Genomic DNA, 12,399 nt, shown 5'->3' with positions numbered 1-12,399 from the left:
GGGTCACCTTCTGGGTTGTGAAGCGGAGCTCAGGGCTCGCTGTGCATGGATAGCAGCGGAACGCGCTCGGTGATATCCAAGCCGTAGCCGCTGATGCCGGCGATCTTGCGCGGGCTATTGGTCAACAAACGGATCTGGCGTAGCCCGAGCTCGCGCAGCACCTGAGCGCCCAGGCCGTACTCTCGCAAGATGCCGCGGGGAGCGTCTTCTTTGAGGGCATCGGTCGCAAACGGCGAGCTCTGGCGTTGCAGCGTTCGACGCAGGGCGCGCAGCTCGTCGCGCATGCGGCTCTTTGGCGGCAAGTAGACCACCACGCCGAGCCCGGCGTCTTCGATCGCGGCGATCGCCTCCTCGAGGTTCTTGCCGCCATCGCTCTGGGTGGAGACGAAGGTGTCGGCGAGCACCGCGCCCGAGTGCATGCGACACAGCACGGGCTCCTTGGCTTCCGACGGATCGCCCTTGACCAGCGCGAGGAGTTCTCGCCCCTCGACGCTCGCTTCGTAGACAATCACTCGCCACTGACTCGAGGTTTGGTCGAGGGTCACGCTCAGCTCGTCGACGCGCCGGATCAAACGCTCCGTCTGCAGGCGATAGCTGATCAGATCAGCGATCGAGAGCAAGCTCAGTCCGTGGGTTTGGGCGAACGCTTCAAGCTCCCCAACGGAGGCCAGATTGCCGTCCTCTCCCAGGATGTCGCACAGCACCCCGGCGGGCACTCTACCCGCGAGGCGCGCCAGATCGACAGCGGCTTCGGTCTTCCCGCTGCGCAGCAGCACCCCGCCTGGGCGCGCGCGCAGAGGGAACACATGTCCCGGAGTGACCACATCTCCGGCTTCTGCTTCCGGGTTGATGGCAGCCAAGACGGTGCGCGCTCGATCTGCCGCGCTTATCCCCGTGGTAACGCCAATGGCGGCTTCGATGCTGACCGTGAAGGCCCCCGGAGAATCGTCGATCTTCGGGCGCTGCATCATCGGGAGCTCGAGGCGCGCGATCTGCTCCGGAGTCATTGCGAGGCAGACCAGGCCGCGGCCATGGGTCGCCATGAAGTTGATGTCGTCGGGCGTGGTCTGATCGGCGGCTTGGAGTAGCGCGCCGGCGGTGCCGTGAGCCTGTTCGTCGACCAAGATGACTTGCTTGCCAGCGCGTAGGGCCTCGATGGCCTTGCCGGTGCGCTCGAGCGTCGCGCGTTGTTCGCGTAGGCTTGCAGGGGAGGGGGAGTCAGGGGCCACGGTATATCCTTGGGGAAATTTACTGGTGAAGGCTCAGAGCTTCAGCCCTGCGCGCTCCAGGGTCTGAAGCAGACTCGTTTCGTCCTTGCCGGGGGCTCGAACGTCAGCGCTCTGAGCCATGGCGGCGCTAGACTCGAGGTAGCGCACGACGTAGCGAGCCAACAGGTCCACCTCCAGGTTCACTTCGCTGCCGGGCGATAGCTTTCCCAGGGTGGTGACGCTCAAGGTATGCGGAATCAGCATTACCTCGAATCCGTGGGGATTCGAATCGGGGACCAATCGATTGACGGTGAGCGATACGCCGTCCAGGGTCACGGAGCCCTTGGCGGCGATCAGGGGCATCAGCGCGGCGGGTGCAGAGAACACGTGGGCAATCGACTCCCCCGCAGCGGTCTTGCTCTCGAGTTTTGCCAGGCCATCTACGTGACCACTCACCAGGTGCCCGCCGAGGCGGCCGCCCAGCTGCAGGCTGCGCTCGAGGTTGACGCTGCCTCCGAGTTGGACGTTGCCGAGGCTCGTCTTGTCGACGGTTTCCTGGCTGACGTCGGCAGCGAAGCCGCCCGGTGCGCCGCCTTTGGGCGATTGGAAGTGCGTGACCGTGAGGCACGCACCCGACACCGCGATCGACTCACCCTCTTCGTAGCTGGCGAAGGGAGCTTCGATCCACAGCTCGAAGCCTGGACCACGGCGCTCACGACGCTTCAGGCTGCCAACGGCTTCGACGAGGCCCGTAAACATGGGCGGCGGGCATAGCACTTCATGCCAAGCTGGGCAGATGGAACCGCGCTCACTCGAGCCGGTAGCGATGCTGGTTTGAGCTGCGGAGCGCTGGACCTCCCCCCAAAAAGCCCTGGTTGATTTCTTGGGGGTGAGGACAACTGTTGAAAAACATTAACAAATATACGTCCATGCTGGCGCTTGCGGGCGGCCCTGAAAGTCGCCACGATGGGCGGGTGATGCACGGGCTTCGGCGGTTGTTTCGCGTCGTACTGCCAGTTGGTGGTGCGCTGCTTGGCGCTGGGGCGCTGAGCGGGTGTGGTGCGTCGTTCGAGTCGATCTACGAGAGCGAGGTGCGCTTCGAGCATTGCTACCGGCTCGACCTCGAGCCGCGGTCTGCGCCGACCCATCGCCTGTTCTGCTGGCAGGAGTGGCTCGAGACCTACGCCGTGGATCAATCTCGCGACCGCCTGGAATATGCGGAGCGTCGCGTGCTCGCCCTGCGAAACGGTGATATCAGCCGCCCCACGCTGCTGATCGGCGGAACCCCCACTCGTAGCGGTGCTTTCGAGCTCCCCGCCGACACGACGGTTGCTCCGCCTTCAGTCGTGCCCGCTGGCACCGCCAGCCAGCCAGTCGATGCCCCCCAAACCTGTCAAACCGCGTGCTCCGATGCGCTGAATGCGTGCCGCTCTTTGTGCGAAGGCGCCTGTGATCGTTGCGTCGAGGAGTACCGAGACTGCAGCGAGCGTTGTGTCAAACAGCCCGCTCCGGACGAGGAAGAAGCTCCCGAAAAGAAGTGAGTCCAATCGCCAGACTGCGCTGGACTAGCGAGCGCGTGAAGCGCCCCGCTCAACCCCCACTGCCCCGAGTACCCATTCGCCTACATTGCCTGACTCATTCGCCCAAGAATACGGCGTTTTGTTGCCGCTTTCGTGGCGTGGCTGTACCGGATTAGAGACCCCCAATGAACGTTGAACACCCCCTCCTCGGTTCGATGAGCTCCGCCTTGGCCACTCCGCTCCCGCGAGTGCTGCGCCCGAAGCGCGCCCTCCCGGCGGACAGTGTGCGCCCAACGCGCGCGGAGGTGAACCTGGCGAACTTGCGCCACAACCTGCGAGTCGTGCAGCGCCACGCGGGCAGTTCACAAGTCTGGGCGGTGCTGAAGGCAGATGGCTATGGCCACGGTGCAAAGGCGATCGCACGCACCTTGGAGCGCGCAGGCGTCAAAGGCATCTGCGTCGCGTTGCTCGAAGAAGGCGTGGAGCTCCGCGAAGCCGGCATCAAGCTGCCGATTCTGGTGATGGGCGGCTACTACGGTCGCGCCTATGGCGAACTCTTGCGGCACGACCTGATCCCGGTGGTCAGCGATCTTGATCAGGCCGAGGCACTGGCTGAAGAGGTGCGCTTCACTGGCAGCGAAGCGGCGCGCGTGCATTTGAAGGTAGATACCGGGATGGCGCGCCTGGGTGCGCTTCCGAAAGACGTGCGGAAAATCGCCGAAGTGTTGAGCCTGCGTCCAGAGCTCAAGCTGCACGGCTTGATGACCCACTTCGCCTGCGCTGACTCCGGCGACCCGGAATCCATCGCCGCTCAGCTCGAGCTGTTCGAAGCTGCCAGCAAAGAACTCGCCAGCTTGGGCCTGGTGCCTGAAGTTCGCCATGCGGCGAACAGCGCGGCGCTCTTGTCTCACTCTCCAAGTTGCCTCGATATCGTACGTCCGGGTATCGCGCTGTTCGGCGTTGCGCCGGGGCAAGTGGCTTGCCCGGAGCTGCGACCGGTGATGTCGGTCAAGAGCGAGCTGATCAGTGTTCGTGAGATTTCCGCGGGGCAAGGTGTCGGCTACGGTTGGACCTGGAAGGCCCAGCGTACGACGCGCATCGCGACCGTCCCTATGGGCTACGCGGACGGGCTGAGCCGCGGGCTCTCCAACAAGGGTCATGTGCTGGTGCGCGGTAAGCGTGCACCCGTGGTCGGGGTGGTCAGCATGGATATGACCATGATCGACGTGACCGACATCGAGGGCGTCGAGCTCGGTGATGAAGCCGTGTTGATGGGTCCGCAGAAAGGCATCCTTGGTGAGGATTGCATTTCCGCAGCGGAAATTGCTCAGCACCTTGGTACCATCCCTTGGGAGGTGCTGACCGCAGTCTCCCGTCGCGTGCCCCGCTTCTACCGCGAGCCCTGAGCGTCCCGCTACGCGCTCTCTGCTGAACGAGCCAGCGGTACCTGCGCCGAGACCCAGCGGTACCTGCGCCGAGACCAGCGACCTGGGTCAACTACCCTCGGCCTCTTGGGTAACACCAGAGCACGCAAAAAGCTGGGGCCTGGTCGAAATCCAGGTTGGCGTCTCTCGCGAGCCGTTATCCTGGTGTGATGTTGGGGGAGTCTACCAAGGGCTTGGGGAACCAGGGGGCAGCGCAACCACAGGGCAAGGGCGATTCACTCCCTGACTTGCCGAGAGTTGCCTCGGGGAAACATTCGACCTGGAGCGGTGCGCTTCTCGCGCTGGCGCTCTTGAGCGTGGCGCTCTTGGCCTGCAAGAACAAGAAGGCGGGTGGCGGCTGTACCAGCGACGCGGAGTGCACTCCTGGTCAGAACTGCGTGAGCGGCGGCTGCGTGACGCCCGCCGCGCCCGTCTTGCCCCCAGAGCCGACCCCAGCGACCACCGCCTCCGCCAAGCCTGAGGAGACCAAGCAGTGCGCCCTCATCGCCATCAGTATCTCTGGCCCCGCCGGCTCGGCCTCCATCGGTCGTGAGTGTGACGTGGAGGTCATCGATGACGGGGAGACGCTGAAGAGCGACTGCTCGATGGCGAGCTTCTTTACTCCCAAGGGAGGTGGTGCCGCGCGGCAATTGAAGGGGGGCCGCTTCAGCTTCGACCTCAAGCGGCGCAGCGAAGAAGACGGCAAGATCAAATACGGCGGCACTGCGTCGGAGAGCGGCGTGACTCGCACTGTGTTCCTGACGTTCACCAAGAAATACGACTTCGCCAACGGTCAGCTGAACGCGGGCGCCAATCGCTACACCCTGACGTTCCGTCCTTGCAAGAAGAAGTAGCCGGCGAGTAGCTGACCCCGTTCGGTGTCTGTGTGCATATCCACGGGGATACGGCTGCCGAGATGGCTCACGCTGTAGGGCCTCGCCGCGTTGGCTTGCGGTCCGAACGCAGCCTGCGGCCTGCGCCTCACCGCAGTGTCGCGGTGGGCCAGCAGACCTAGGCCTTGGGTCGCGGTGGTGCTTGCTACTTTGGGTCGATGGAACCACCTTGATGGATCACGCCGATAATTTCAGCGTGGTAATGTAAGAAAGACGATAGCCGTGCTGCAAGCGGCCATCTTCGCAGGTACTCTAGTAGGTATGCTGGAGAAGACTGTCGGGGTGGGTTGCGGAAAGAATGCAAGACGTGCTGGCATGCTGGAGCGAGCCGCACGTTTCCTTGGGGCGACGGCGCTGCTTGCGGGCGTGCTGTCGCCTCTCCTCGCGTGCAAGCAAAAGCAGGAAGGCGCCTGCGCGGCGGCAACCGACTGCCCCGTAGGGCAGGTTTGCACGAACGGCGCCTGCGTGGTGGCCGCGGCGCCGGAGCCGGCACCTGCCCCTGCGCCCGCTCCCAAGGCGGAGCCCAAGGTGCCCGAGAAGACTTGCGCTCTCGTGGCGATCAGCGGAGAGGACAGGATCCAGACCGTTAGTGCCGCGAGGAAGTGCGACATCGAGATCTCCGACGGCGGAGACACGCTCAAGTCGACGTGTTCTCTCCTGCTGCACGCGACGGACAAGCGCACGGGCAAGTCCAAGTCTCATGGTGGGGGCACGGTGATCATCAACCTCGAGAAGTCAGCTCAAGACGGCAAGCTGACGACCTACAAGGGCACGTCGCGCCCGGTCAAAGGCGGCGCGTCCAGCTCCGTTTTGCTCAAGTTCAGCAAGCTCTATGACACGGCGAACGGGCAGATCAGCAAGGGCGGTTCTCCGATGACTTTCACGTTCAGACCCTGCAAGTAGCAGGTGAAGCACACAGCGGCGCTACTGGTCCCCGGTCGTCGCGATGCAGTTGGACAGCGTCGACCTTGTGCAGGTCGCTGCCCGGGCCCACCCCAGTTCCCGGTGGGAGGCTCCCCGCTGGGCAACTGTCAGTCGTCCATACTTCTTCGATGGACGGGACGCTGCTTCCTGCTCCCGTGCCGCCGCTCCCGCCCGTGTTGGTACCCGCACTACCTCCGGTGCCAGCGCCGCCTGAACTGGTGCCGCCTGCAGCGTTGGCGCCGCTCCCTCCGGCTCCAGCTGTCTGACTTCCTCCGCCAGCGCCGCCAGCAGAGGCGCCGCCGTTCGCGCCTGAACTCGAGTCGCTTCCGCACGCCACCAGCAGCGGAACAGTCGCCAGGCACGCGCCTGCAAGGATGCTCAGTGCCGGGTGGCGTGTGACCCGTGTGAGAACCAGGGTGCGACGTGCGCGGCTTTCGCTGTGAGGCTTTGGCATCGACTCTCGAGCGTACGCGCTGGAGTGTGTTCCTAACTCCAAATGTTTCTTATTCGAGCGCGAAACATCGGGACCGTCGGAAACGCCGCGAAGCGCGGAAACAACAGCTCTCCTGACCAACCAATCCTTACCTTTCAGCGGCTTCGTCACTCGAGCGCTCGGTTCGGCCGCCCTTGAAGCACCCGGCGCTGCGACAACGCTGTGAGCGGAAGCCGCGGGGCGGTATGCTTCAAGGTCATGTTGGGGGGATCTGCGGAAATGGGCCGTCAATCGCACACGCGCAAGAGTCCGTTGTTGGGTACCACGCAGCAGAGCCCGCTGCGTCGCAGTGCCAGATTGCTCGGCGCAGTGTCACTCCTCGCCGCCGTGCTCGTGCCCCTGCTTGCATGCAAGCAGAAGGACGGTGCGTGCAGCGTCGCGACCGATTGTCCAGTGGGCCAGGCCTGCGTGAGCGGCGCGTGCGTCGCTGCGGCAGCGCCGGAGCCCACGGTTACGGAAGCGCCGAAGCCCGTGGAGACGGCGCCGCCCGTGCCGAGCAAGACTTGCGCGTTGATTGCGCTGAGCGGTGTCTCGAGTCGCGGCTACCTCAGTGCCGCGCGGGAATGCGACGTTGACATCGAAGACGACGGAGACACCCTGAAGTCGAGCTGCGCCCTCGCGATGTTCGTCACTCCAAAGGGAGGCAGGCCCATCTCCCAAGGCGGTGGGCGCATGACGTTCAAGCTCGAAAAGAAGTCATCCGACGGTGACGTGACCGTGTACAAGGGCACGGGTACCGACAGCTCTTCATTCCCCGTCATGCTCAAGTTCAGCAAGCTCTATGACACGGCGAACGGGCAGATCAGCATCAGCGGCAAGGCCATCACCCTGACCTTTCGTCCCTGCAAGAAGAAGGACTAGCGTGCTCTTCAACCCGCCGCCGCCTCTCGCGGCGCTCTGTCTGGCGAGCTAGTCCGCGCACTGCGTCTTGGAGAAGGTGTTGAGCTCGCGCCATAGCACGTGAGCGATCCGGCTCCCCATGAAGGCCGCGCCACTCTCGGTGAAGTGGTAGAGGTCACCACCAGCCAGGCCGTGGCGGTAGAAAGTTGCCATTGAGGCGTCCCCGCCCATTGCCTCGCGGAAATCCCAGAACGCGACCTGGTTCTCCTCTGCGGCGACCTTCAGTTGCTCGCTGACCTTGACGATTGACGGCTTGGAGTGTTTGGCGCCCTTGTTTTTCACCTGATCCGGCGGGCTCATCACCAAGAAGGCGACGTTTGGGTTGGCCTTGCGGTGGAGCGCGATGATCTCGCCCAGCGCCCTTGCGTTGTCCCCGGCGCGAAAGAGATTGGTACCTAGCAGGAACATCACGAGGTCGTAGCTTCGGTGATGGAGCATCTCTTCTGTCGTCTTCGGCTCGAGCTCCGCAAGGGCGTAATAACCCACGCCACCGATCCCCAAGCTGTCCACGACGACGCCCTCGTCGCGTTCCATCACCACGCCGAAGAGGCGGATCTCCCGCTTGCTCTTGGCCACGACTTGCAGCTTGTGAGCGGCGTCGGGCAGCGCGATCTCGGCGTAGCCCGTCGCCGGGCCTTCGCCCTGAGTGCTGACTACCTTCTGCTCCTTGCCATCGGACATCAGCGCAAAGTCGCCGCCCTTGCTTGCTAGGAGGTAGTAAGCCCCAAAGCGCGTGATCGTCTTACCAACCGGGGAGTCACCAGTTGCTGTCGCAAACTTGCCCATGGCGCCCGGCGATCGAGTCGCCGCAGCAATCCCTGCGGAACCATAGAGCCGACGTTTGTCGCGGAGTGTCGTCGGACAGTAGAACCGCCACTCGCCCACCCAGTCGTGGTGCACGTCGATGTGTTGGTACCAACGCCAAGGTTTTCCTACCGCCACGTAGCCATGCCCGCCGTCTCCGTGCTGGAGCTGCAGGATGCGGCGCAGCTCGCCGCTCAGGAAGTCGAGGGTCAGGTTGCTGTCGCCGTAGAACGCGATGCGCAAAGGGCGTCCAAGCTCGCCCTTCTGCATCTTAATTGCCTGACGGAAAAAGCCCTGAAGTCGTTCAGGATGCTCGATCGCCGGCAGCGGTGGGTTCACCGCTGCGGTGCGGGGCTCCGGGACGTCGAAGCTGAGCGGCGAGCAGCTCTTGCCTTCCGGCGCCGTCGCCAGGGCTGAGGGCTCAGCGTCGCTCTTGTCAGTCGTGTTGTGCTGAGTGGTCTCGACGGGGTCTACGGGCTCCACGGTAGACCGGGGCGTACCGCCGCCGCAGCCCGAGCAAAGCAAGATCAGGGCGAAGCCGAGGCGAGATACGGTGTCAACGTAGGCCACGGCGCCATGGTAGTGCACGGCGCCGCTGACTGAGCAAGTCTCAGGCCCGCTTGCGTGCTGGGAGGGCCGGTACCGGTCCTCGTGCGCCCGTCCGTGGCGCCTCGCTGAAGCTCACGTCGATGACTTGCTTGCCGCTCGCACGGCTCGAGGGTCGCGCGCTTGGGCGACCCGCCGGGCCACTCGGGCGTTGAGGCGCTGCTTGGCTCGGCCGTGGATCCGGATGCAAGCTACCGCGTCGCTCTTCGCCCCGTGGCTGCTCGACTTCCCTCGGACATATTTCCGCGCGGTTCCTTCCGCCGTTCTTCGCGCGGTACAACGCGGCGTCGGCTCGGTCGATCCAGGTCGCTGGTGTGTCACCGCGCTGGAGCCAAGCAAGTCCAACGGACACCGTGGGACGAATGGGGCTCGAGCTGGCGGGGATCGCTACTTGACGTACCGCCTCCAGTACTCGCGTCGTCAGCCGCTCGGCGCCGGCCTCATCGCAGTCCAGCACCAGAATGGAGAACTCCTCCCCCCCATACCTGGCGACGAAATCCTCTTTGCGCAGGAAGCAGCGCTGCAAGGTGTTGGCGACCTCGCGTAGCGTGTTGTCGCCCATCACGTGGCCGTGGTTGTCATTGATCGCTTTGAAGTGATCGATGTCCACCATCATCACGCACGGTGGCTTCCCGAGCAGCATTCCAAGGTCCACCATGCGCTCGAGCTGCGCGTCGAGCGCCGCGCGGTTGTATAGCTTCGTGAGTGGATCTCGCGCGGCGGATTCCCGCGCGGAAGAGAGCTCGTTTTGCAGCTTTCTCAGCTGCTCGCTCAAGATTTGCACGTGTTGCTCATGACGAGCCTCTCGACGCTCGAGGGCGCGGCTTGTCAGTTCCACCATGCGCGCCGCCTGTTCTCGTAGCTGCTCGACATCGTTGCTCTCCGCTGCTTGGGAGAGCCTCGCGCACTGCACGCGCAGCCCGCTGTCGTCGTCTTGATCCTCGGTCATTCCTCGAGTCACGCAGCGGGCGAAGCTCTGCACCGCCTCCCGGAGGTCGCCGACGGCGCGGCGCACGTAGTCCGACTCTTCCCGGCGATGCTCCGTGACGAAGCGGCGCAACCCGCCCCAGTCGCGCCCCTTCTCCTCGCCTCGACCCCCGATCAACACGCGACTCGACCAGTCTTCGAACAGCTCCCGCACGTCGCGTGCTTCGAGGCGGTCGGTGTCGAATGCGTGTTCCCCGAACACGCGCAACACCAGACCCAAGCTATCCAGCGCTTCGTCCCCGTTCTCGCGCTTTGATCGGGTGCCTCCCGCTTGAGCCGGGGGATCCTTTTTCCAAAACATGCGTCGCCTCCGCTGGAGGGAACGGCACCCCTGCGTGGTTCTGGAGCGTTTGCACACAACTCGCGTGAGGATTGTGAGCTCGAGCAACCCAGAAGCAGGCGATAGTCAGGGGATGGCGCTGGCAGATCGACGTTGCGACGCATGCCACGGGGGGATCCCACCCCTCGCGGAAGACCGTGTTGCCGAGCTACTTCCCGAGCTCGACGGTTGGGCCCTCGGCGAGACTGGGAAGAGCATCCACAAGTGGTTCGTCTTCAAGAACTTCCACCAGACCATGGCCTTCGTGAATGCCGTGGCGTGGATCGCCCATCTGGAGGATCACCATCCGGACTTGCTGGTCCGCTATTCTCGCTGCGAAGTGACGTACTTCACCCACGCGATTTCGGGCCTGAGCGAAAACGACTTCATCTGCGCGGCGAAGATTGACCGCCTGTTCAGCGATGACTCCGCTGGAGTGAAGAGCGGGGGAAGATGGTGAGCGGACTCATGGATCGCATCAGTCAGACGCGCCGCCCAGCAGGAAAGCCACGTGGATATCAGCGTTGGCGGCATCTGCTGTTCGTCCACTGGCGAGTGCCTGTCTCCGAGTTGCGTCGCGTCGTGCCTGAGAGTCTGGAAATTGACACCTTCGAGGGTGACGCGTTCGTTGGTTTGGTACCCTTCGAAATGCAGGGCGTGCGCCCCGCCTGGGCGCCCGAGGCGTTCGCCTTCAACTTCCTGGAGACCAACATGCGGACCTACGTCCACGTGGCTGGTCGTGACCCAGGGGTGTACTTCTTCTCCCTCGAAGCAGCGTCTCGAATTGCGGTTACGGCCGCGCGGGTTGGCTGGAGCCTGCCCTATCACTACGCGAACATGGCGATGGATGTCCGCGGATCAGAGGTCGACTACGAGACGACACGCACCTCGGATCCTGCCGCGAGGCTCAAGACTCACTATCGCATCACTCAGGAACTCGGCGCGTCTCAGCCCGACACGCTGGAGTTCTTCCTGTTCGAGCGCTACCTGCTGCACACGGAGCGAGGCGGGCAGGTGTGGACAGGGCAAGTACACCACACGCCGTATCCCGTGCACCTCGCGGAACTCGAAAGCTTCGAGGAGGGGCTCGTCCAAGCCGCCGGCCTATCGGAGCCGGGGTGCGCGCCGGAACTCAGCCACTACTCGCCTGGAGTCGACGTGGAGATCTTCGACTTGGCCCCCAGACGCAGCTAACCCCCAAACCCAGAATATCCGAGCGGATATCACGTTGGATCTACGTGATACGCGGCAAGGTCGTCCGGATCGGGGGGTGAGGCGCAGCGCGGCCCGCGCTAACTAGCCACTAACCAAGCAGGTTCATTGCCATGTTTGGCAGCTGGTTGGCCTGACTCAAGACAGAGACACCCGCCTGGGTGAGCACCTGGTTGCGCGCCATCATCGACGTCTCTTCGGCGACGTCTACATCGCGGATACGTGAGTTGGCTGCGCTCATGTTGAGCCGCATCGTCGAGATCGCGCTCGTGGCTACTTCCAGGCGATTCATCGTCGCGCCGTAGTTGCTGCGCGCAGTGGACAGGCTCGTGAGGGTGGTGTCGATGCGACTCAGCATGTTCTGAGCGCTGCCAGCCGTCGCACCAGCCAACGTACTGGTCGCTGCGAGCAACGCGGTCAGCGCGAGGCCACCGAACGTCACCTGGAGTTGATCCGAGGCCGTGTTGTTCAAACCCACCTGGAACGTGATCGTGCTCGCGGTGGTGCCCACCAGCTGCTTGCCGTTGAACTTCGATGAGTCCTGGATGCGGCTCACCTCGGACTTCAGCGCCTGAAACTCGGTGTCCAGGTAGCTGCGGTCTTGCGCGGTGAGCGTGCCGTTTGCACCCTGCACCGCGAGCTCGCGCATGCGATGCATGATGTTGCTCATCTCGCCTACTGCAGCTTCCGCGGTCTGCACCATGCTGATGGCGTCGTTCGCGTTGCGTTCGGCTACCGTGAATGAGCGTACCTGACCGGTCAGGCTCTCGCTGATCGCCAGCCCTGAGGCGTCGTCAGCGGCAGAGTTGATGCGATAGCCGCTCGATAGGCGGTTGAAGCTCTTGGAGAGTGATTCGTGAGAGCGAGCTAGATTGCGTTGCGCTTCCATGGAAGCGACGTTGGTTCGTGTGACGAGCATGTGGATCTCCGAGGCGAGGGCCGCGCGCCGTCAGTGGGCGCATACGGAGCCTTTCCATGGTCCATGCCAACTCTGATCGGGCTCGGAAATATTAGCAAATTCAATCCTTTATGTGCGTGCCTTGGACGCCGCGGGCGAGCAATGAGTGTCCAACGCGTTGACGTTCGTCAGCTGGATGACGCACCAAAAG

The 12,399-nt window shown here is 63.8% G+C and carries 13 protein-coding genes; 7 read left to right on the top strand and 6 right to left on the bottom strand.

Annotation, left to right across the window (positions count from 1 at the left end):
- Positions 1-29: 29 nt before the first annotated feature.
- Positions 30-1,229 carry a 3,4-dihydroxy-2-butanone-4-phosphate synthase gene (gene ribB / locus H6718_35925; GenBank protein ID MCB9590849.1) on the bottom strand — a complete coding sequence of 400 codons (1,200 nt, stop codon included), beginning with the start codon at positions 1,227-1,229 and terminating at the stop codon, positions 30-32.
- A gap of 33 nt (positions 1,230-1,262) precedes the next feature.
- Positions 1,263-1,967 carry a riboflavin synthase gene (locus H6718_35920; protein ID MCB9590848.1) on the bottom strand — a complete coding sequence of 235 codons (705 nt, stop codon included), beginning with the start codon at positions 1,965-1,967 and terminating at the stop codon, positions 1,263-1,265.
- 143 nt (positions 1,968-2,110) lie between these two features.
- Between H6718_35920 and H6718_35915 the strand changes: the two genes are divergently transcribed.
- From H6718_35915 to H6718_35900, 4 genes are all read left to right on the top strand, one after another.
- Positions 2,111-2,749 (top strand): hypothetical protein, encoded by a 639-nt coding sequence (locus tag H6718_35915; GenBank protein MCB9590847.1) that lies wholly within the window; start codon positions 2,111-2,113, stop codon positions 2,747-2,749.
- Between the two features lie 263 nt (positions 2,750-3,012).
- Positions 3,013-4,134 carry an alanine racemase gene (alr, locus tag H6718_35910; GenBank protein MCB9590846.1) on the top strand — a complete coding sequence of 374 codons (1,122 nt, stop codon included), beginning with the start codon at positions 3,013-3,015 and terminating at the stop codon, positions 4,132-4,134.
- A gap of 188 nt (positions 4,135-4,322) precedes the next feature.
- Positions 4,323-5,006 (top strand): hypothetical protein, encoded by a 684-nt coding sequence (locus tag H6718_35905; protein MCB9590845.1) that lies wholly within the window; start codon positions 4,323-4,325, stop codon positions 5,004-5,006.
- A gap of 300 nt (positions 5,007-5,306) precedes the next feature.
- Positions 5,307-5,948, top strand: a complete 642-nt coding sequence (locus H6718_35900; GenBank protein MCB9590844.1) for a hypothetical protein — start codon at positions 5,307-5,309, stop codon at positions 5,946-5,948.
- Here the strand turns inward: H6718_35900 and H6718_35895 are convergent.
- Positions 5,932-6,423, bottom strand: a complete 492-nt coding sequence (locus H6718_35895; GenBank protein ID MCB9590843.1) for a hypothetical protein — start codon at positions 6,421-6,423, stop codon at positions 5,932-5,934. The two genes, H6718_35900 and H6718_35895, sit on opposite strands and share 17 nt — an antisense overlap.
- Before the next feature lie 348 nt (positions 6,424-6,771).
- On the opposite strand from H6718_35895, the gene H6718_35890 reads away from it, so the two are divergent.
- The gene (locus tag H6718_35890) at positions 6,772-7,323 is read left to right on the top strand and encodes a hypothetical protein (GenBank protein ID MCB9590842.1); all 552 of its coding nucleotides are present in this window, start codon (positions 6,772-6,774) and stop codon (positions 7,321-7,323) included.
- Between the two features lie 48 nt (positions 7,324-7,371).
- Here H6718_35890 and H6718_35885 read toward each other — a convergent pair whose 3' ends face one another.
- Both H6718_35885 and H6718_35880 read right to left on the bottom strand, forming a co-directional pair.
- On the bottom strand, positions 7,372-8,736 hold the full coding sequence (locus H6718_35885) for a hypothetical protein (protein ID MCB9590841.1): 1,365 nt from the start codon (positions 8,734-8,736) through the stop codon (positions 7,372-7,374).
- Between the two features lie 40 nt (positions 8,737-8,776).
- On the bottom strand, positions 8,777-10,060 hold the full coding sequence (locus H6718_35880; GenBank protein MCB9590840.1) for a GGDEF domain-containing protein: 1,284 nt from the start codon (positions 10,058-10,060) through the stop codon (positions 8,777-8,779).
- A gap of 112 nt (positions 10,061-10,172) precedes the next feature.
- Here H6718_35880 and H6718_35875 point away from each other — a divergent pair, with 112 nt between their 5' ends.
- The gene (locus H6718_35875; protein ID MCB9590839.1) at positions 10,173-10,538 is read left to right on the top strand and encodes a 4a-hydroxytetrahydrobiopterin dehydratase; all 366 of its coding nucleotides are present in this window, start codon (positions 10,173-10,175) and stop codon (positions 10,536-10,538) included.
- A gap of 8 nt (positions 10,539-10,546) precedes the next feature.
- Positions 10,547-11,272, top strand: coding sequence for a DUF2071 domain-containing protein (locus tag H6718_35870; GenBank protein MCB9590838.1), 726 nt, complete (start codon positions 10,547-10,549; stop codon positions 11,270-11,272).
- Positions 11,273-11,381: 109 nt separating this feature from the next.
- Here the strand turns inward: H6718_35870 and H6718_35865 are convergent, their stop codons facing one another.
- On the bottom strand, positions 11,382-12,209 hold the full coding sequence (locus tag H6718_35865; protein MCB9590837.1) for a flagellin FliC: 828 nt from the start codon (positions 12,207-12,209) through the stop codon (positions 11,382-11,384).
- Positions 12,210-12,399 lie beyond the last annotated feature (190 nt).

This window comes from Polyangiaceae bacterium (genome assembly GCA_020633205.1).
In the GTDB taxonomy this organism is placed as follows: domain Bacteria; phylum Myxococcota_A; class Polyangia; order Polyangiales; family Polyangiaceae; genus JAHBVY01.
Note: the sequence above shows the minus strand (reverse complement) of the source record. Positions and strands in the feature narration are given on the sequence as shown.

What these genes read in the sequence shown, in the direction of transcription:
- H6718_35870 (MCB9590838.1), top strand. Translation starts at nt 10,547, where the DNA reads ATGGATCGCATCAGTCAGACGCGCCGCCCAGCAGGAAAGCCACGTGGA.
- H6718_35880 (MCB9590840.1), bottom strand. Translation starts at nt 10,060, where the DNA reads ATGTTTTGGAAAAAGGATCCCCCGGCTCAAGCGGGAGGCACCCGATCA.
- H6718_35875 (MCB9590839.1), top strand. Translation starts at nt 10,173, where the DNA reads ATGGCGCTGGCAGATCGACGTTGCGACGCATGCCACGGGGGGATCCCA.
- H6718_35895 (MCB9590843.1), bottom strand. Translation starts at nt 6,423, where the DNA reads ATGCCAAAGCCTCACAGCGAAAGCCGCGCACGTCGCACCCTGGTTCTC.
- H6718_35900 (MCB9590844.1), top strand. Translation starts at nt 5,307, where the DNA reads ATGCTGGAGAAGACTGTCGGGGTGGGTTGCGGAAAGAATGCAAGACGT.
- H6718_35920 (MCB9590848.1), bottom strand. Translation starts at nt 1,967, where the DNA reads ATGTTTACGGGCCTCGTCGAAGCCGTTGGCAGCCTGAAGCGTCGTGAG.
- H6718_35905 (MCB9590845.1), top strand. Translation starts at nt 4,323, where the DNA reads ATGTTGGGGGAGTCTACCAAGGGCTTGGGGAACCAGGGGGCAGCGCAA.
- H6718_35865 (MCB9590837.1), bottom strand. Translation starts at nt 12,209, where the DNA reads ATGCTCGTCACACGAACCAACGTCGCTTCCATGGAAGCGCAACGCAAT.